General features: G+C 69.6%; 18 protein-coding genes. 8 read left to right on the top strand and 10 right to left on the bottom strand.

Translation table 11 applies throughout. The annotated features are described in order from the left end of the window. The first annotated feature begins 70 nt into the window (after positions 1-70). The 5 genes from ACWCOV_RS35165 (at position 71) to rpe (ending at position 3,868) form a co-directional block, all read left to right on the top strand. Positions 71-451, top strand: a complete 381-nt coding sequence (locus ACWCOV_RS35165) for a pyridoxamine 5'-phosphate oxidase family protein (RefSeq protein ID WP_449833686.1) — start codon at positions 71-73, stop codon at positions 449-451. After that, positions 444-1,631 carry a precorrin-6y C5,15-methyltransferase (decarboxylating) subunit CbiE gene (gene cbiE / locus ACWCOV_RS35160; RefSeq protein WP_449833685.1) on the top strand — a complete coding sequence of 396 codons (1,188 nt, stop codon included), beginning with the start codon at positions 444-446 and terminating at the stop codon, positions 1,629-1,631. The genes ACWCOV_RS35165 and cbiE overlap by 8 nt, the downstream gene beginning before the upstream one ends. 97 nt (positions 1,632-1,728) lie before the next feature. Beyond that, the gene (gene cobM / locus ACWCOV_RS35155; protein ID WP_449833684.1) at positions 1,729-2,469 is read left to right on the top strand and encodes a precorrin-4 C(11)-methyltransferase; all 741 of its coding nucleotides are present in this window, start codon (positions 1,729-1,731) and stop codon (positions 2,467-2,469) included. Next, the gene (locus ACWCOV_RS35150; RefSeq protein WP_449833683.1) at positions 2,466-3,200 is read left to right on the top strand and encodes a cobalt-precorrin-6A reductase; all 735 of its coding nucleotides are present in this window, start codon (positions 2,466-2,468) and stop codon (positions 3,198-3,200) included. The genes cobM and ACWCOV_RS35150 overlap by 4 nt, the downstream gene beginning before the upstream one ends. 5 nt (positions 3,201-3,205) lie before the next feature. Then, complete coding sequence (rpe, locus tag ACWCOV_RS35145; RefSeq protein ID WP_449833682.1) at positions 3,206-3,868, top strand: ribulose-phosphate 3-epimerase; 663 nt, start codon at positions 3,206-3,208, stop codon at positions 3,866-3,868. Here the strand turns inward: rpe and ACWCOV_RS35140 are convergent. Next, the gene (locus tag ACWCOV_RS35140) at positions 3,836-5,050 is read right to left on the bottom strand and encodes an MFS transporter (RefSeq protein WP_449833681.1); all 1,215 of its coding nucleotides are present in this window, start codon (positions 5,048-5,050) and stop codon (positions 3,836-3,838) included. The two genes, rpe and ACWCOV_RS35140, sit on opposite strands and share 33 nt — an antisense overlap. Before the next feature lie 45 nt (positions 5,051-5,095). Here ACWCOV_RS35140 and ACWCOV_RS35135 point away from each other — a divergent pair, with 45 nt between their 5' ends. Beyond that, the gene (locus tag ACWCOV_RS35135) at positions 5,096-5,896 is read left to right on the top strand and encodes an HAD-IIA family hydrolase (RefSeq protein WP_449833680.1); all 801 of its coding nucleotides are present in this window, start codon (positions 5,096-5,098) and stop codon (positions 5,894-5,896) included. On the opposite strand, the gene ACWCOV_RS35130 is transcribed toward ACWCOV_RS35135, so the two are convergent. The 7 genes from ACWCOV_RS35130 to ACWCOV_RS35100 form a co-directional block, all read right to left on the bottom strand. Next, on the bottom strand, positions 5,893-6,630 hold the full coding sequence (locus ACWCOV_RS35130) for a polysaccharide deacetylase family protein (protein WP_449833679.1): 738 nt from the start codon (positions 6,628-6,630) through the stop codon (positions 5,893-5,895). The two genes, ACWCOV_RS35135 and ACWCOV_RS35130, sit on opposite strands and share 4 nt — an antisense overlap. A 124-nt stretch (positions 6,631-6,754) precedes the next feature. After that, entirely contained in the window at positions 6,755-7,468 is a 714-nt protein-coding gene (locus ACWCOV_RS35125) for a polysaccharide deacetylase family protein (RefSeq protein ID WP_449833678.1), read from the bottom strand. An 85-nt stretch (positions 7,469-7,553) separates the two neighbouring features. Next, positions 7,554-8,294: an amino acid ABC transporter ATP-binding protein gene (locus ACWCOV_RS35120; RefSeq protein WP_449833677.1), complete on the bottom strand. Its 741-nt coding sequence runs from the start codon at positions 8,292-8,294 to the stop codon at positions 7,554-7,556. Then, positions 8,278-9,045, bottom strand: coding sequence for an amino acid ABC transporter permease (locus tag ACWCOV_RS35115; RefSeq protein ID WP_449833676.1), 768 nt, complete (start codon positions 9,043-9,045; stop codon positions 8,278-8,280). The genes ACWCOV_RS35120 and ACWCOV_RS35115 overlap by 17 nt, the downstream gene beginning before the upstream one ends. Further along, complete coding sequence (locus tag ACWCOV_RS35110) at positions 9,045-9,917, bottom strand: substrate-binding periplasmic protein (protein ID WP_449833675.1); 873 nt, start codon at positions 9,915-9,917, stop codon at positions 9,045-9,047. Before ACWCOV_RS35110 ends, ACWCOV_RS35115 begins: the two co-directional genes overlap by 1 nt. Before the next feature lie 206 nt (positions 9,918-10,123). After that, positions 10,124-10,969 carry a phosphotransferase family protein gene (locus ACWCOV_RS35105; protein WP_449833674.1) on the bottom strand — a complete coding sequence of 282 codons (846 nt, stop codon included), beginning with the start codon at positions 10,967-10,969 and terminating at the stop codon, positions 10,124-10,126. Between the two features lie 201 nt (positions 10,970-11,170). Continuing rightward, positions 11,171-11,968: a hypothetical protein gene (locus ACWCOV_RS35100; protein WP_449833673.1), complete on the bottom strand. Its 798-nt coding sequence runs from the start codon at positions 11,966-11,968 to the stop codon at positions 11,171-11,173. 191 nt (positions 11,969-12,159) lie between these two features. Here ACWCOV_RS35100 and ACWCOV_RS35095 point away from each other — a divergent pair, with 191 nt between their 5' ends. Further along, positions 12,160-14,196, top strand: coding sequence for a vWA domain-containing protein (locus tag ACWCOV_RS35095; RefSeq protein WP_449833672.1), 2,037 nt, complete (start codon positions 12,160-12,162; stop codon positions 14,194-14,196). A 447-nt stretch (positions 14,197-14,643) separates the two neighbouring features. Here ACWCOV_RS35095 and ACWCOV_RS35090 read toward each other — a convergent pair whose 3' ends face one another. Next, positions 14,644-15,324: a hypothetical protein gene (locus ACWCOV_RS35090; protein WP_449833671.1), complete on the bottom strand. Its 681-nt coding sequence runs from the start codon at positions 15,322-15,324 to the stop codon at positions 14,644-14,646. A 64-nt stretch (positions 15,325-15,388) separates the two neighbouring features. Here ACWCOV_RS35090 and ACWCOV_RS35085 point away from each other — a divergent pair, with 64 nt between their 5' ends. Further along, entirely contained in the window at positions 15,389-15,874 is a 486-nt protein-coding gene (locus ACWCOV_RS35085; protein ID WP_449833670.1) for a CGNR zinc finger domain-containing protein, read from the top strand. 613 nt (positions 15,875-16,487) lie between these two features. Here ACWCOV_RS35085 and ACWCOV_RS35080 read toward each other — a convergent pair. After that, positions 16,488-17,699: a serine/threonine-protein kinase gene (locus ACWCOV_RS35080; RefSeq protein WP_449833669.1), complete on the bottom strand. Its 1,212-nt coding sequence runs from the start codon at positions 17,697-17,699 to the stop codon at positions 16,488-16,490. Between the last annotated feature and the right edge of the window lie 157 nt (positions 17,700-17,856).

Here is a 17,856-nt window from a genome sequence, read left to right as displayed (position 1 = left end):
CTGAGGGGTCCGGCGCCCAACGGCCCGCCCGCCTGGTCGCCGGGCGGGCCGGTCTGTCTACGATCTCGGAGTGCCTTGGAGTGACGGACTTGTCGAGTTCTGGACCGAGCGGCATCTGTGTGTGCTGAGCACCGTCCGTGCGGACGGGACGGTGCACTCGACGCCGGTCGGCGCCACGTTGGACGTCGAGGCAGGCCTGGTCCGGGTGATCTGCTCGGGTACGTCGCACAAGGCGCGGACGATCCGCAAGGCCGGCTCGGCCGCGGTCTCGGTCACCCAGGTCGACGGGCGCCGCTGGTCGACGCTGGAGGGCCGTGCGGTGGTCAGCGACGACCCGGAGCGCGTAGAGGACGCCGTACGGCGGTATGCCAAGCGCTACCGCGAGCCGCGGCCCAACCCACGCCGGGTGGTCATCGAGATCACCGTGACGAAGGTGCTGGGCAATGCCTGAGCCGGTGACGGTCGTAGGGGTCGGTGCGGACGGGTGGGACGGCCTGTCACCAGCTGCACAGAGCGCCGTCCTGGCGGCAGACGTGCTGATGGGCAGCGCCCGGCAGCTGGCTTTGGTGCCCGGCGACGGCTTCCAGCGGGTTGCCTGGCCTTCGCCCTTGTCCGAAGCCCTGCCGCGGTTGCTGTCGGAGTATCAGGGCCAGCGGGTCTGCGTGCTGGCCAGCGGCGATCCGACGTTCCACGGCATCGGTACGACGCTGACCCGGATGCTCGGCGCGGACGCCGTACGGGTGATCTCACACCCCTCGAGCGTGTCGCTGGCCTGTGCACGCCTCGGCTGGCCGCAGGACCAGGTGCAGGTGATCAGCCTGGTCAATCAGCCGGTCGAGCGAGTCCATCCACACCTCCAGCCGGGTCGGCGCCTGCTGATCCTCAGCCGGGACGCTCAGACCCCCGCCCAGGTGGCCGGACTGCTCGCCGAGCGCGGCTACACCTCCAGCACGTTCACCGTCCTCGAACAGCTGGGCGGACCCGCCGAGCGCATCCGCTCCGAGTTGCCCGACGACGTCGATGCGCTCAACGTGATCGCCGTACTGTGCCAGCCGGACGACGGCACGCCGCTGCTCCCGACGGTGCCCGGACTGCCCGACGACGCCTTCGAGAACGACGGCCAGCTCACCAAGCGCGAGGTCCGCGCGGTCACGCTCTCGCGACTCGCGCCGGTGCCCGGGCAGTTGCTGTGGGACGTCGGCGGCGGCGCGGGCAGCATCGCGATCGAGTGGTCCCGCCACCATCCCACCTGCCGCGCGATCGCGATCGAACGCGACCCGGACCGGGCGAAGCGCCTGGAGCGCAACGCGGTCGCACTCGGCGCCTCGGTCGCAGTCGTGCTGGGCAAGGCACCTGACGCGATGAGCGGCTTGGAGACGCCCGACGCGATCTTCGTCGGCGGCGGAGCGACCGCGCCGGGCATGGTCGAGGCCTGCTGGAACGCCCTCGCCCCCGGCGGCCGGCTCGTGCTGAACGGCGTCACACTGGAGACCGAGGCCCTGATCGCCCGCTGGTACGGCGAGCTCGGCGGCGACCTGATCCGGTTGGATGTCCAACGCGCCTCGGCCGTCGGAACCATGACCGGCTGGCGCCCCGCCATGCCCGTGACAATCTGGAGCGTGACCAAATGACGGTACTGAATGCCGCGCTGCCGCGCGGCCAGTCACGGGGCTTTGGCTCCCGGTCTTCCCTCGTCGCTTCGCTCCTCAGTCCAGACCGGGAGGCCCCGTGACCGTGCATTTCATCGGAGCTGGTCCAGGCGCCGCCGATCTGATCACCGTCCGGGGCCGCGACCTGATCGCGTCCTCACCCGTCTGCCTGTACGCCGGCGCGCTCGTCCCGGTAGAGCTCCTCGACCACTGCCCGCCCGGGGCCCGCAAGGTCGACACCGCTTCACTCACACTCGACGAGATCATGTCCGAGCTCGCGGCAGCTCACGCAGAGGGTTTCGACGTCGCCCGGCTGCACTCCGGCGACCCGTCGGTGTTCAGCGCGATGGCCGAGCAGCTGCGCCGCCTCGACGACCTCGGGATCCCGTACGACGTCACGCCCGGCGTCCCCGCCTACGCGGCGGCCGCGGCCACCCTCGGCCGGGAGCTGACCGTCCCCGAGGTCGGCCAGACGGTCATCCTGACTCGCATCGCGGGCCGGGCGTCCGCGATGCCGCCGGGGGAGGACCTGGCCACGCTCGGCGCGAGCCGGGCCACGCTCGTGCTGCACCTCGCTGTCCAGGTCATCGACCGCGTGGTCGAGGAGCTCACTCCGGCGTACGGCGCCGACTGCCCGGTCGCCGTGGTCGCGCGGGCGTCCCGGGACGACGAGGTCGTCCTGCGTGGCACGCTCGCCGACATCGCGGACCAGGTGCGGGCCGCGGACATCCGCCGTACCGCGGTCATCATCGTCGGGAAGGTCTTGTCAGCGACCGCTTTCCGCGACAGCCACTTGTACTCGGCCGCCCGGGCTCGATGAAACTCCTCCTCCTCGGCGGCACCGGCGAGGCCCGCGCGTTGGCTGGTCTGCTGGCCGAGGATCCTGCCGTGGAGGTCGTGTCCTCGCTGGCCGGCCGCACCACCGACGCTCGACTGCCCGTCGGCGAGGTCCGTCAGGGCGGCTTCGGCGGCGTTGAAGGCCTGACCGACTGGCTGCGGGACAACGCGGTCGATGCCGTCGTCGACGCCACCCACCCGTTCGCCGCCACCATGACCGAGCATGCCGCCGCCGCTGCTCGCGAGCTCGACCTCCCACTCCTCGTCCTCCGCCGCCCAGGCTGGATCGAGGCCGAGGGCGACCGTTGGCACTGGGTCGACTCACCCGACGCCGCAGCACGCCTGCTGCCGGACGTCGGCACGCGCGCGTTCCTCACCATCGGCCGGCAAGGGCTCCATGCCTTCGCGGGCGCCGGTGTCTGGATGCTCGCCCGTTGCGTCGACCCGCCGGAGCCCCTGCCGACCTGGTGCGAGCTGATTCTCGACCGCGGCCCGTACGACGTTCCCGGTGAGCTGAGCGTCTTGCGGAAGCACGAGATCGACGTTGTCGTGACCAAGGACAGTGGCGGTCCGCAGACCGCGGCGAAGCTGGTGGCCGCACGGCAGCTCGGCGTACCGGTGATCGTGATCCGGCGTCCGCCGCTGCCCGCAGGCGTCGAGGCGGTCGAGACGACGACCGAGGTCCTGGCCTGGGTCCGGGCTCACGTAGATTGACGCCCATGGGGATTCAGATCGCGCCGAGCATCCTGTCCGCCGACTTCGCCCGGCTGGCCGACGAGGCGCAGGCGGTGTCGAACGCCGACTGGCTGCACGTCGACGTGATGGACAACCACTTCGTGCCGAACCTCACCCTCGGCATGCCGGTGGTCGAGTCCCTGGCGAAGGCGACCGACACCCCGCTCGACTGCCACCTGATGATCGAGGACCCGGACCGCTGGGCGCCCGGGTACGTCGAGGCCGGCGCCTCGAGCGTCACCTTCCACGTCGAGGCGTGCCGCGCGCCGATCCGCACCGCGCGGGAGATCCGCGCGAAGGGCGCCCGGGCCGCGATGGCGCTCAAGCCGGCGACCCCGATCGAGCCCTACGAGGACCTGCTGCCCGAGCTCGACATGATCCTGATCATGACCGTCGAGCCCGGTTTCGGCGGGCAGAAGTTCCTCGACGTCTGCGTGCCCAAGATCCGCCGCACCCGCCAGTTGCTGGACAAGCACGGCCTCGACCTGTGGGTGCAGATCGATGGCGGTGTCTCGGTGGACACGATCGAGCGCTGCGCCGACGCGGGCGCCGATGTCTTCGTCGCCGGCTCGGCCGTGTACGCGGCCGACAACCCGAACGCGATGGTCGACCAGCTACGCACCCTCGCTGCGGAGGCCGCTGGCTGACACGTCGTCGGCAGGTTGCTCCGGCGGGATCCGGAGCAGCAGGACGAACGACCCCGCGGCCAGTACGGCGGCGAACAGCCACACGTAACGGACGCCGTAGCTCTCCACGAGAGCACCGGCCACGGCCGAACCGATCGCGGCACCGCCCATCGCCGCGCTGCCCATCCAGCCGAACACCTCGGTGCGCACGGTGTCCGGGGTTAGCGCGCCGAGACGCTCGTACAAGGCGCCGATCGCCGGCGCGAGCGTCAGCCCCGACAACGTCAGCGCGATCCCCAGCGACACCGGCGACCAGGTCGCGAACACGCACAGCAGCATCCCGACCGTGACCAGGGCCGCTCTGCGCCACAGGTACGACGTACGGCGGCCTGGCAAGGCACCCGCCACAGCGCCGCCGACGAGGCTGCCGAACGCCCAGACGGCCTCCAGGATGCCGGCGATCAGCCGCTGACCGTGCTCGTCCGCGAACGCGACGATGCCCAGTGAGATGCCGTTGAACGCGGTCACCCACAGGCCGAAGGAGAGGATGAGCGGCAGGCGGTAGCGGTGCCACAGCAGCTGCCGCGCGGTCAGCCGTGGTCCGTTCGCCTCGTCGTGATGGAGGGCCGCCGGTTGCTGCAACGCATACCACCAGATGAAGGCAGCGGACATCACGGCCGCGAGCAGCACACCGAGCCGCGGGCTTGCCACGCTGACAGCTGTTGCCCCGAGCATCGGGCCGACGATGAACAACAACTCCTGTGCGGTCGCGTCCACCGCGTACGCCGTCCGCAACGCTGGACCGTGGACAACCCGCGGCCAGGCAGCGCGCAGCGTCTGCATCACGGGCGGCACGAGGGAGCCGGCGAGGAGGGTCAGCAGCGGCATGAGCCGGTAGAGACCGTCCGGGAGAGCTGCCAGCGCGGCCAGCGCCACGCTCCAGGACATGCCGGTCACCAGGAGCACACCACGCGCGCCGCGGCGGTCGGCAGCCCTGGCCCACAGTGGCCCGGCGATCGCCATACCGATCGAGTAGGCCGCGGCGACGACGCCCGCCCAGCGGAACGATCCGCTCAGGTCCTTCGCCAGGAACGCGACCGGCACCATCGTGGCCAGCATGGGCAATCGCGCCAGCAGCGACGCGGCCAGCAGCGCCATCACACCGTGTGTGCGCCACAGCTCGCGGTACCCGGAAAGCTCCATGCCCGCATTCTCACTCCCGATACCGACAGTTTTGCGACCACTACGATGGGGGCCATGTCAGAGCACAAGCCTGTGGAGAGCTGGCTGACGGACATGGACGGCGTTCTCGTGCGCGAGGAGCGCGCCATCCCCGGAGCGAGTGAGTTCATCGCCGCACTGCAGAAGTCCGGGAGAAAGTTCCTGGTGCTGACCAACAACTCGATCTTCACACCGCGCGACCTGCGCGCCCGGCTGCTTGCCGGTGGCATCGATGTCCCGGAGACCGCGATCTGGACCAGCGCGCTCGCCACAGCGCAGTTCCTCGACGACCAGCGCCCGGGCGGGACGGCGTACGTGATCGGTGAGGCCGGACTGACCACGGCGCTGCACGAGATCGGTTACGTGCTCACCGATCGGGCGCCGGACTACGTCGTGCTGGGGGAGACCCGCACGTACTCGTTCGAGGCGATCACGAAGGCGATCCGGCTGATCTCCGACGGTGCCCGGTTCCTCGCCACCAACCCGGACCCGACCGGCCCGTCGACCGAGGGACCGTTGCCCGCGACCGGCTCGGTGGCTGCGCTGATCACGCGGGCGACCGGCGTCGCGCCGTACTTCGTCGGCAAGCCGAACCCGCTGATGATGCGCAGCGCGCTGAACCAGATCGAGGCGCACTCAGAGCTTTCGGTCATGATCGGCGACCGCATGGACACCGACGTGATCAGCGGCCTCGAAGCCGGCCTTCGGACCATCCTCGTCCTGTCCGGCTCCACCGGCGAGCACGAGGTCGACCGGTTCCCCTACCGCCCGACGCGCATCGTCGAGTCCATCGCGGACGTCGTACCTCTGGTGGAAGCGCTGGCCTAGCAGGTCACCGTGCGGAAGCCGTAGCCCTGCGCCTTGAGCGTCTTCAGGATGGTGGGCAGTGCGGCCACCGTCTGAGTGCGGTTGCCGCCGCCGTCGTGCATCAGGACCACCGACCCGTTGTGGACGCCGGACAGCACCCGCTTCACGATCGCCGCCGTACCGGGCTTCGTCCAGTCGCGTGAGTCGACGGTCCAGATGATCAGTTGCTTGTCGTAGGCCTTGGCTCGCTGGGTGACCTGGCTGCTGATCGCGCCGTACGGCGGCCGGAGACAGCCCGGCACCTGGCCGGTCTGGGCCCGGATCGCCTGGTCCGTGTCCGCCACCTGCTTCTTGAACGCGGCCGCGGACAGGTGCCGGAGATCCGCGTGCGTCCAGGTGTGGTTCTGCACGCTGTGCCCGGCGTCGTGGATCCGCTTGGTCAGCGCGGGGTGCTTCACCACGTTCCGGCCGACCTCGAAGAACGTGGCCTTGGCGTCGTACTGCGCCAGGATGTCCAGGATCTTCGGGGTGTAGACCGGGTCGGGGCCGTCGTCGAAGGTCAGAACGATGTACTTGGCCGGTTTCGCGGCGGCGGCTGCCGCGGCCGACGGTGCCGGCGCCGGCGCCGGCGCCGGGCCGGCCTGCGGCTTACTGGGCGTGCGCGCGGCGGCGACTACGACGCTGCCGATGACCGCGCTGACCGCCATCATCATCGCCAGACCGACCATGCGGTTGCCGGCGCGTGTCAATGCCATGTGTCCCCCAGGGCGGTGGCGGTCATCACTTGCGTCCACTTTCGGCGCGATAAGCCGAAAAGCTCGCAGGCCACGCCGCTGCCGCGTCAACAATCCCCGGATACCGGACGCCGCGCTACTGGCATCACAGCGGGTAGAAGACGTACCCCCGGGCCTTGAGGGTCTTCAGGATGCGGGGGAGTGCGGCGACCGTCTGGCTCCGGTTGCCGCCACCGTCGTGGAGCAGGATCACCGATCCGCTGCGCACGTTCGCGAGCACCCGGCGTGCGATGACCGCCGTACCTGGCCGGGTCCAGTCCCTCGGGTCGACGGACCACAGTTTGATCGTCTTGCCGAGCGCGGCGGCGCGTCTCGCGACCACCCGGTTGGTCGCGCCGTACGGCGGACGGAGACAACGCGGGGTGTAACCGGTCTGCGTCCTCAGGTAACGGTCGGTGGTGCGGATCTGGTACTTGAAGGTGGACCAGTTGACCTTGGTCAGGTTCGGGTGCGACCAGCTGTGGCTCTGCACGCTGTGCCCGCGGCGATCCACCTTCCGCGTCAGCGCCGGGTACCGCTTCACGTTCTGCCCGATCACGAAGAACGTCGCCCGGACGCGGTAGGCCTGAAGGATCTTCAGGATCTGGGGCGTGTACTTCGGGTTGGGGCCGTCGTCGAAGGTCAGGTAGACCCATTTGGTCCCGGCATCGGCTTGTGTGCTGGTGCTGACCGCCGACGCCGTGCTGGCGGGCTGGGACGTCGGCCTGGGCGTGCCGCCCGCCGCCAGGCCGAGGGTCAGGCTCAGCCCGGCGGTGAGGGCCGTCGAGATCAACCGCCCCGAGAATCGAAGATCTCTCACCACAACCATCCCCCAGCCATGGTGGGTCCGTTCCTTCCCGGGCCCGTCTCCATAGTGGCTCCCGGCAACAAAATGCGCCAGGGGTTCAGAGCACTTGGGAGAGGAACTGCCGCAGCCGGGGCGACTCCGCCGCGGTGAAGATCTGCTCCGGTACGCCGGACTCCACCACGACCCCGTGGTCCATGAACGCGACCTGGTCGGCGACCTCGCGGGCAAATCCCATCTCGTGCGTGACGACGACCATCGTCATCCCGGCCTGGGCGAGGTCCGCCATCAGGCCGAGGACGCCCTTCACGAGCTCGGGGTCCAGCGCCGACGTGGCCTCGTCGAACAGCATCACCTCGGGCTCCATCGCCAGCGCCCGTGCGATCGCGACCCGCTGCTGCTGCCCACCGGACAGTGTGCCCGGCCGCGCCGGCGCCTTGTTCGCAAGGCCGACGAGTTCGAGCTGCTCCAGCGCCGCCGCTCGCGCCTCCTCCGGGCCGAGGTTCTTGATCTTGCGCAACGGCAGCGTGATGTTCTCGAGCACGGTCTTGTGCGGGAACAGGTTGAAGTGCTGGAACACCATCCCGATCCGCCGCCGCAGCTCGTCCGGGTTGCCCTTCAGCACCGACTCACCGGCCAGCCGGACGTCCCCGGCGTCCGGCTCGAGCAGCCGGTTGACCGCCCGCAGCAACGTGGACTTCCCGGACCCGGACGGCCCTATGACACACGCCGTACGCCCGGCCGGTACGGCGAGATCTACGCCCCGCAGCACCTTGTTGCTGCCGAACGCCAGCTCGACGCCCTCGACCTCCAGACTGGCCGCCTCAACGGTGGTCTGCATGCGCCAGCTCCTCCCGTACGACGTTGTCCGCGCTGCTCTCGTCCGACGGACGGCCCTCGCGCAGGCGCTTGTCGAAGTAGTTCACGAGGTGGGTCAGTGGCACCGTGATCACCAGGTAGAAGATGCCGGCCAGCAGCAGCGGCGACAGGTTGCCGTTGGTCGCGGCCGCGTCCTGGCCGATCCGGAACAGCTCCCGCTGGCTGGCGAGCAGGCCGAGGAAGTACACCAGGCTCGACTCCTTCACCAGCGCGATGAACTGGTTCACGAGTGCCGGCAGCACTCGCCGTACCCCTTGCGGGATGACGACCAGGCGCATGCCGGAGGTGTAGCTGAAGCCGAGCGCCCGGGCCGCCTCCAGCTGGCCCTTCTCCACGCTCTGGATGCCGGAGCGGAAGATCTCGCCGATGTAGGCGGCGGCGATCAGGGACAGGGCGAGGATGCCGAGCGGGTACGGGTTCGGGCCCCACCAGTGCCGGGTGATCGGCGACAGGCCCTGCCCGATCAGCAGGATGGTCAGGATCGCCGGCAGGCCGCGGAAGATGTCGGTGTAGATCTTCGCCGGCCAGCGCAGCCAGCGCTTCCGGGACAGTCCGAGGACCGCCACCACCATGCCGAGCAGGGTGCCCAGCACGACCGAGGCGGCCGCCAGGATCAGGGTGTTGACCAGTCCCACCTTGAGCATTTCGGGCAGGACTTCCTTCATCGACCCCCAGTCGAGGAAGGTGTCGTTCAGCGTGGACCAGATGTCCATCAGCCGGCAGCGGGGGTGCTACTGGCCGCGGGCGCGGTGAACTTGACGGTGCCGCTGCCCGGCTTGAAGTTCGCCGGCACAGCGCGGCCCGGGTAGTACTGCTCGACCAGCTTCGTCCAGGTGCCGTCGGCGATCACCTCGTCGAGCGCCTTGTTCACCGCTTCGCGCAGCTTGTCGTTGTTCTTGGCGACCGCGAACGCCATCGGCGCGTCGCTGAGCTCCTTCGCGGCCAGGATCACCGTGCCGCCGCCCTGCTCCTTGGCCATCTTCTCGCCGATCTCGGCCGGCGAGACCCACGCGTCCGCCGTACCGGCCTTGAGCTGGCCGAGCGCGGCGTTGTAGTTCGGCACCCGGACCGGGTTCAGGTTCTTCTGGGTGGCGTAGTCGTCCTGGACGGTGCCCTGGACGACCACCACGCGCTTGCCCTGGAGCTGGTCGAACGTGGTGATGCCGGAGTCCTTGGTGGTGTTCAGCCCGAGGTAGCCGAAGTCGTACCCATTGCTGAAGGCAACCGTCTTCTTGCGCGCCTCGGTGACCGTGATGGAAGAGCTGCCGAGGTCGAACTGGCCGCCGTTCACCTGCGACAGCAGCGCGGAGAAGTCGGTCCCGACGAACTCCGGCTTCAGGTTCAGCTTCGCCGCCACCGCGGTGATCAGGTCGTTGTCGAACCCGGTGAACTTGCCGTCCTTCACGTACACGTTCGGCGGCGCGTCGGTGAGTGTCCCGATCCGCAGCGTCCCGCCGTCGATCAGGCCCAGGTCGTCACCGGCCGCGGCCGAGTCACCATCGCTGCCGCAGGCAACCATCGAGAACGCCAGGGTGACCGCGGCTCCCACCGCAACGATCCGCCGAAAGCCGCTGAACGCGCGCACAACATCTCCTCAAACAGTCGAAAGCAGGCCCAACCGCCCGCCCTCGAACCCAACACCAACCCCACCCCCGCCATTCCACCCCGACACCCAGTGAGACACCCCCACAATGTCCACCCACCTCGTGCTATATCCCCGACCAGAACCCCTGTATTTAGGCCCATCCACGTGACCCCGAGCACACCTCGGCGGGTACGACGTGGCATGAATCACCCCGCGAGCTGCTCGAGGGCGGCCCGCAGAAACGCGTCCCGCCTCGGGGACTCGACAGACCCGATATCGGTGCGGGTATTGAGCGCCGCGACCGCATCCCAGTAGGCCACGTCCGTGACGGACAGCCCGCAAGCTCGTTCCCAACCGTCCACGACGCGTTTGGTCTCCTCGAGCCCGTACGTGATCGCCACCTGTTTGCGGAGCTCGCCGATGTCGACTCCTGGATCACCGACACCGGCTGTCTTCCAGTCGATCAGGGTGCAGGCGGTGTCGCTCGTCCAGGCCACGTTGCCTGGCCAGACGTCGCCGTGGACAAGCACGGTCCTGCCTTGCGGCTGGGACACGCTCTGGATCCATTCGTCCGCCGTACGCAACAGCGGCGAGGTCGCCATGCGCCCCTCCCGCCTGTCTCGGGCGAAGTCGTCGACCGCGATGGGGCGCGGCCGGAACGGCAGGTGAGGCAGAGGTTCCAGCTCGACAGCGTGGATCTTCGCGAGTGCCGCACCTGCCACATGGAACTGTGTGATCGACGCGACCGACGGCCAAGCAGTGGATCCGTCGATAAAGGTCTCTAGTGTCGCGGGTGCGCCGGCCGCTTGTCCGTCGAGGTCTTTGGCGAGCAGCCGCGGAGCCGCCAGCCCGTGCCTCTCGGCAACCTCCAGCGCCGCCGCGCCGGTAGCAATCATCGGCGCATCGATCCGTGGTGTGACAGAACGCAGTACGACGCCTTCGCGACGACCGCGGATGTCCACAGACAACCGCCAAGGCCCTTGATCGCCATGTAATGGCCGGATCGACAAGACCCTCGCGCCACCGACCGCATCAACAGCCCAGCGCACCATCCGCTCAGCCGGCCCAGCCCTACCCTTCCCGCACTCAGCGAGGCTGGCACACGCACGGGTAGGGGTCAACCACCACGCCATCAACACCAAGCACTTCACTGGCGCTTCGACCCCACCGCCGGTCCGGGCCTCGTCCAGGACTGCAGCTCGGCACGAGCTGGCCGAGCTCGCATCAGCCAGTGCTGGAGCCTCTCGGCGTGCTCAGCCATGGTGCTGCTCGTAGTGTGCGAGGGCGTCGGCAGTACGACCGGCGCCGTACGCCAGCAGCAACTCAGCCAACGCAGGCGACTCACCTGCGATCGCCCCCGCCGCCCGCTGGATCTCGTCTGCCGAAGCAACCGCCCGAAACAGATCCTGGATCTCACGTACGACTGCCCGCGCCGACGGCTCTCCCACCGCGGGCACCCCAGGAACCCCCGGGGAAAGCCCCGCCTGAGGTTGCCCCACCCCGGCGCCCAACGTCGGCGGACTGGCGAACGCCGCTCCGGCCGCAGACCCCGCCGCACCGGCTAGCTGCCCGCCTGCACCACCGACCTGCCCGCCCGCTCCGCCCACCTGCCCGGCCGCACCGGCTAGCTGCCCGCCCGCACCACCGACCTGCCCGCGCGCTCCGCCCACCGGCCCGCCCGCACGTCCCGCCTGGCCCGGCGCGCCGGGGCCCGGCCTCGGCAGGTGTGCCGTGTCGGACCGCGTGAAGGCCCCGGTGGCACCCCGGATCGCGTCGAGCTCGGCCGCGATGTCGTGCTCCGCGACCTCCCCGATCATCGCCAGGTGGGCAAGGTCGTCGAGCGCCTTCAACCGCGAGACCACCGCAGGGTTGCCGATCTTCACCCGCTGGGCGCTCATCAGCTGCGACAGCATCGGCGCTGACATCCCGATCACCTGGGCGACACCGCCTTGCGTCAGCCCGAGCGGCCCGACCACCCGACGGACGAGCTCGCCGAGCGGCTCGCCGTACAGTTCGGTCTGCTGCTGCAGGTTGTGCGCTGTCTGATCCATACCTGTGATCCCTCCGGCCGCCGCCGTCTTGGTAGCGACTGCAAACCATCTTCGCAGTTGCGAACGCAAATTTCCAGTAGATCCCCGCCGTGCTGTGGATGAACCGGCTCACGAGGCGATCAAGAACCAGTTTGACATTTGCGATTGCAAACTGCCAAAGTTTGCGGCAGCGAATCTCACTGGAGGAAACGATGACGGCTCTGCAGCGACACCGCCGCCCCGCGGTGTGGGCGATCCTCGCCATCACGCTGACCGCCCTACTGGCCGGCCTGACGACCGGATCCGCGTACGCAGATCCGGAGCCAGGCAACAGCAAGCTGGTCCTGGTGCTCGACTCGTCCGGCTCCATGAAGGAGCCGGCCGGCGACGGGCAGACCAAGATCGTCGCCGCGCGCACCGCCCTTGGCCGCGTCGTGACCAAGCTCCCGGCAGAGGCCGAGGTCGGCCTGCGGGTGTACGGCGCGACGGTCTTCAAGCGCAGCCAGCCCGGCGCGTGCACCGACACCCAGTTGACGGTGCCGATCGGGACGAACAACCGGCCGCAGCTCCAGTCTGCGATCGCGAAGTACAAGCCGTACGGCGAGACCCCGATCGGCTACGCGCTGCAGCAAGCCGCCAAGGACCTCGGTTCGGACGGCCGGCGCACGATCGTGCTCGTCTCCGACGGTGAGGCAACCTGCGCGCCGGACCCGTGCGAGGTGGCGCGGTCGATCGCCAAGCAGGGTATCGACCTGAAGATCGACGTCGTCGGCTTCCGCGTCGGCGTGAAGGCTCGCAGTCAGCTGCAGTGCGTCGCCCGTGAAGGCCGCGGCGACTACTACGACGCCGATTCCACGATCGACCTCGAGGCCGGCCTGGATCGCCTGTCCACCCGAGCGTTCCGCCCGTTCCGCATCTCCGGCACCCCGATCGTCGGCGGCCCGCAGCAGGAAGGCGCCCCGGTGGTTGCCCCAGGCCACTACTCGGACACCTTCGGCGGCGACGAGACCGCCAAGTACTACCTGATCAAGCGCAGCATCAAGGGCTCGACTCTGCGGGCCGGAGTGAGCTTCCGGCGGATCCCCGGCGAAGAGCTGGTTGTCCAGGCCGAGGTGAAGCTCAAGACTCTGGGCGGCGACCAGTGCGGCTGGAGCTATCCGCGGGTGTTCGGCAGCGACCAGGGACTGGCGACCGGTACCGCGTCGAGTTGGTCGGACTGGCGGAAGGAGTGCGCGGACGAGGAGCAGTTGGTACTGACCGTCTCGCCGGGCAAGGACTACCGCGAGCTCAAGGGCGTTCCGTTCGAGCTGCGGATCGACGAGGAGCCGCCGGTGGATTCGACCGCGAACCTGCCCGCCGAGGCCGGCGACCCGGTGTGGACCCAGATGCCTGGCTCGACCCCGCGCGAGATCATCCCTGGGTCGAGCTTCCCGGACGCCCCGTTGCTCGAGCCCGGCAGCTACAGGACGACGATTATGCCGGGTGAGCTTCAGCTGTACCGCGTGAAGGCTGACTGGGGTCAGCGGATCCAGGCCCAGTTCACGGTGCCGAAGCTCGGCGCGGCGACCAGCGAGGCACTGGGAGGCATTCGCTACCTGGACACGGCGCTGATCTCGCCGATCGGCGAGGACGTGTACTCCGTGTTCGCGAAGAACGTGCCGGGTGGAGCAGGCAAGCGCGGCGTACTGACCAAGCAGGGCACGGTCCAGGCGATCACCACCAAGGAGATCCGCTACCTGAACCGCAACGGCGCCAACAATCAGGACACCGGCACGTCGATGCCCGGCGAGTACTACGTCGCCGTCTCTCTGACCCGCAAGGACAATGACAGGGCCTTCACCGTCCCGATCATCCTGACCGTCGGAGTGGTCGGCACCCCAGGCACCGGCAAACCCGAGTACGTAGACGGCGCCACCCCCGTAGCCGGCACCTCGGTCACCCCCACACCCACCACCACCCCCTCCGACCCCGGCACCGAATCCGGCAACACCCCCCAAGCCGGTGGCCCGGTCCAAAACAACACCCCCACCTCCACCGACACCACCCCGATCGCGCTGATCGCGGGCCTCTCCGGCGGCGGCGTAGTCCTCCTCCTGGTAGGAGCCCTAGCCCTACTCCGCCTCCGCCGCAAACCAGCCATCGCCCCACCCAGCGCCTGGCAACCCGGCCCCCAGCAGTACCCGCGCCAAACCAACCACCCCAACCCCGGCGGCCACCCCAACCAGGGCAACCAACCACCGCACAACTAACCGAACACCCACCCCACCAGAGCCCGGGCCCCAACGCCCGGGCTCTGCCATGCCTGCGCTCTGCCATCTCTGCGCTCTGCCGCCCGGGGGCTCTGCCCGCGCCAGCCCCGCCCCCTCGCGCCGCCGACGTCGTCGATGGCCCACCCCTAAGCAATCCCGTGGCGCGTCCCCAGAAGCCCATACAAGTGCCGTAGATCCGACCCGCCCTGCTCCCACCACCCCTGCACTGGCGATCCCGACCGCCGTACAACCAATCCACCCACCGACAAGCCACCTCCAGAGCCCGGGCGCCAAACCCCAGGCGCTGCCCACGTCCGCCGCATCCACGTCCGCCGCGTCCACGTCGCCTCGCCCAGCCCGACCCCCCGCCCAGCTCCCACCGCCTCGCCCCTACGGCGATTAACAGTCCGGGTCAGCCGCCGCACTTGCTTGGGGGCTGGTCGTGGATCAGTTGTTGGAGCGGAGCCATGCGATGCGGAGTTCTTCGGCGGCTGGGCGGAAGGTTCGGGTGAGTTCGGCGCGTTCGGGGTCGTCTTTGGGGAGGTCTTCGGCGAGGGCGGCTTGGGCGGCGACTGTCTGGGGGCGGGCGCCGAGGGCGGCGCGTAGGTGGAGTGAACGGCGCAGCATCGCGATCCGCTCGGAGGGCTCCTTGAGGTGTGCGAGGTGCCGGATGATGTACGACTCGAAGTAGCCGTCGCCGGTCTTCGTCGCGATCTCGAGCGCTGTCTCGTAGCGCGCGCGGGCACCGTCCGCGTCGTCGTCGATGTTGTCCAGCAAGACGCCCCAGTGGTACTCGGCCCAACCGCGCTGCTTCTCGTCGCCGCTCTCAACCGCCGCGCGGTAGCCGGCCTCGGCCACGGCGCGGTCGTCAGCGCGTGGGTGATGGCGGAACAGCATGCGGCTGTAGGCCATTCGTGCCGTGAGCAACTGCGCCGTCGGCGATGCGGGATCGAGTGCCGCGACGGCCTTCTCGGCCTCCTCATGACCGTCGATCTGGAAGAACCAGCGGTCAACGGCGATCTCCGCGCGCAGCTCGGGATCCGCGTCCGGGCCCAGGACCGCGAGTGCGGCGTCCCACTCCCCGAGCAGGTGCAGGCGCCGGGCTATGTAGGTGTCATCAGCTAGCATGACGCCTACCCTAGGAATCGGCGATGTAGGTGGTCAAGTGCAGTACGGTGACTACATTGGGAACGTGACGCGGCTGGCCGTCGAGCTGGCCAACACCGGCACGCTGGATCAGGACGGCGAACTGGTCGCCGCGTTCTTCGCAGAGCACGAGATCACTCCGCCGCCGGACGGCGAGTACGGCGAGCTGCCGGACCTCGTGCGTACGGCCCTGGCGCAGTCGGTCGATGGCGAGGCGCCCGACGCGGTGCACCGCCTGCTGCGTGAGTATCCGCCGGACATGCACCTGTCCGACCACGACGGCGGCTGGCACGTCCACTTCAGCCGCAACGGCACTCCGGCCAAGCGCTGGGTCGGCCAACTGATCGCCGCCAAGCTCGCCCTGATCGCGGCCGGGGATCCGTCGGTGACGCTCGGGCGATGCGCCGCGGCCGGCTGCGAAAACTACTTCGTCGACCAGTCCCGCAACCGGACCCGCCGATTCTGCTCCAACCCGTGCGCGAGTCGTACGACGGTTGCGGCATACCGAGCCCGGGCGGCGAAGAACTTGTAGGTGAGCGGTCGGCGAAAACGCCCAGTCCGTCGACAGCGCCTCCCCGGCGCCGTGCACGGCGAATCTGTTCCGGACGATCGCCCGACGACCAGTGGCCGGATGCTGGACCTGCAGTCGTCGCCGGTGGTGATCGCGCAGCCGAGGCTGACGAAGGTCGGTCATGATCAAGACGCTGGAGGTGTTCGGCGGCCGGTGGATGTCGTCGCGGATCCCGGCGAGTGTGCATACGACGGAACCAGTGCCGAACGGGCTTACGTAGGAACAGCGCGATGGTGCCCTCCACGACCCAACGGTCTGCGGTCGACTAGGTCGCAGTTGTTGATGTACGCCGTACTGCGCGGGTAGACGCGTACGCCGGAGCAGTGCCCGGTGCCGCGACGGGCGGATGCGGGGTGAGCTAGAGGCGCGGACCCGCCGGCAGACGCCGTGCGGCTAGCTCGTTCGCCGTACGGCCAACCAGTCGGTGGTCGGCTGGCCAGCCGCCGTGCGGTTAGCCGGTTCGTCGTACTGCCAACTAGCCGCTGTGCTGCTACCTCATCTGGTCGTGTGCCCCCGGCCTCAGCGGTCGTACGAGCTGCTCGGCAGGGCCGGGGTGTGTTGGCGAGGGGTGGTGTTAGTTGAGGAGGAGGTAGGTGGCGGTGGTTAGCAGGGCTAGGGCGCCTGTGAAGCTCAGTGAGGCGACCCAGATCAGGAGGCGGTTGCGGGGGTGAGTGGCTTGTGTGGGGGCGGGCGATGAGGGGGTGCTGGGCGAGGCGGCTGGGGTGGGCAGGGGGTGGCTTGGGGCGGCTGGGGTGTGTAGGGGGTGGCTTGGCGTGGGAGGTGGTGCGGCGGGGTGGTCGGGGTCGGGGGTGTCTGTGGTTGGCGTCGGGGGTGGTGTGGTTGCCGCGGCGGGTGGGGTGGTTGGTGGGGTGAGGTGTACGGCGGGGCGGTCGGCTGGTGGGGGTGGGGCCTGGTGTGGGGCCGGGGTGTTTGTGGGTGGGCCGGTGGGGGTCCAGGGGGATGGGAGGGGTGGGAGTTGGTCGAAGACCTCGGGGGAGTCGGGGTGGGTGGACCAGGGGGTGGTGTTGGTGGGTGGGAGGGCGCCGGACTCGGCCAGGAGGCGGCCGGCGGTGTGGGCTGTGGTGGGGCGGTGGGTGGGGTCGGTCGCCGTACTGCGGTGGATGAAGTCGGCGAGCGGGCCTTCTACGGGTGGGAGTTTGCCGTCGGGGCCGGGGCGTTCGCCGGTGAGGAGTTCGGCGGCGACCGCGCCGACTGTGTAGAGGTCCTGGCGGGGGTCGGGGTCGGCGCCGGCGAGTTGTTCGGGGGCGATGTAGCCGGGGGTGCCGAGGATCGTGCTGTGGCGGGTCATCCGGGGTTCGTCGAGCAGGCCGGCGATGCCGAAGTCGGACAGGCGCAGGTGCGGGCGGCCCTTGCCGGTGGCGTCCAGCAGGAGGTTGGCGGGCTTGAGGTCGCGGTGTACGACGCCGGCCGCGTGTACTGCGGACAGGCCGTGCAGCAGCTGGTCGAGCAGCACGGCGACGTACGACGTCGGCAGGGGCCCATGGTCGCCGAGCAGGGTGGCTACCGAGCCGCCGCGGACGAGGTCCATCGCGAACACGACCTTGTCGTCGTCGGCCGCCCACCCGTGCGGGGCCACGACGTGCGGGTGCTCGATCCGCAGCGACTGTTCGCGGACGAACCGCAGCAGCGTGGCGGCGTCGTGCTGACCCAGCACCTTCGCCGCCACGTACGCCGAGCGCCGCAGGTCCCACGCCCGCCAGACCGAGCCCATTCCACCGGTCCCGATCAGGTCGATCAGCCGATACCGCCCCGCAAACGCCTCCACCGGCAAGAACCTACCGCCCCGCCGGCCCGCACCAGTCAACCCACCAACCCGGTGCCGGGGTGGTGCAAGAGCACGTGGAACGGAGGTGTGCCGGGGCGGAACTGAGCCGGTGCGCGGGCGGGGTGGTGGGGTGTGCGGGGGGAGGGGCGGTGCTGGC

The sequence above is a fragment of the Kribbella sp. NPDC002412 genome, assembly GCF_053592935.1.
Note: the sequence above shows the minus strand (reverse complement) of the source record. Positions and strands in the feature narration are given on the sequence as shown.

Coding starts and splice junctions, on each gene's coding strand:
- cbiE (WP_449833685.1), top strand. CDS start 444: ATGCCTGAGCCGGTGACGGTCGTAGGGGTCGGTGCGGACGGGTGGGAC.
- ACWCOV_RS35150 (WP_449833683.1), top strand. CDS start 2,466: ATGAAACTCCTCCTCCTCGGCGGCACCGGCGAGGCCCGCGCGTTGGCT.
- rpe (WP_449833682.1), top strand. CDS start 3,206: ATGGGGATTCAGATCGCGCCGAGCATCCTGTCCGCCGACTTCGCCCGG.
- ACWCOV_RS35140 (WP_449833681.1), bottom strand. CDS start 5,050: ATGGAGCTTTCCGGGTACCGCGAGCTGTGGCGCACACACGGTGTGATG.
- ACWCOV_RS35135 (WP_449833680.1), top strand. CDS start 5,096: ATGGGGGCCATGTCAGAGCACAAGCCTGTGGAGAGCTGGCTGACGGAC.
- ACWCOV_RS35130 (WP_449833679.1), bottom strand. CDS start 6,630: ATGGCATTGACACGCGCCGGCAACCGCATGGTCGGTCTGGCGATGATG.
- ACWCOV_RS35120 (WP_449833677.1), bottom strand. CDS start 8,294: ATGCAGACCACCGTTGAGGCGGCCAGTCTGGAGGTCGAGGGCGTCGAG.
- ACWCOV_RS35115 (WP_449833676.1), bottom strand. CDS start 9,045: ATGGACATCTGGTCCACGCTGAACGACACCTTCCTCGACTGGGGGTCG.
- ACWCOV_RS35105 (WP_449833674.1), bottom strand. CDS start 10,969: ATGGTGCGCTGGGCTGTTGATGCGGTCGGTGGCGCGAGGGTCTTGTCG.
- ACWCOV_RS35100 (WP_449833673.1), bottom strand. CDS start 11,968: ATGGATCAGACAGCGCACAACCTGCAGCAGCAGACCGAACTGTACGGC.
- ACWCOV_RS35095 (WP_449833672.1), top strand. CDS start 12,160: ATGACGGCTCTGCAGCGACACCGCCGCCCCGCGGTGTGGGCGATCCTC.
- ACWCOV_RS35090 (WP_449833671.1), bottom strand. CDS start 15,324: ATGCTAGCTGATGACACCTACATAGCCCGGCGCCTGCACCTGCTCGGG.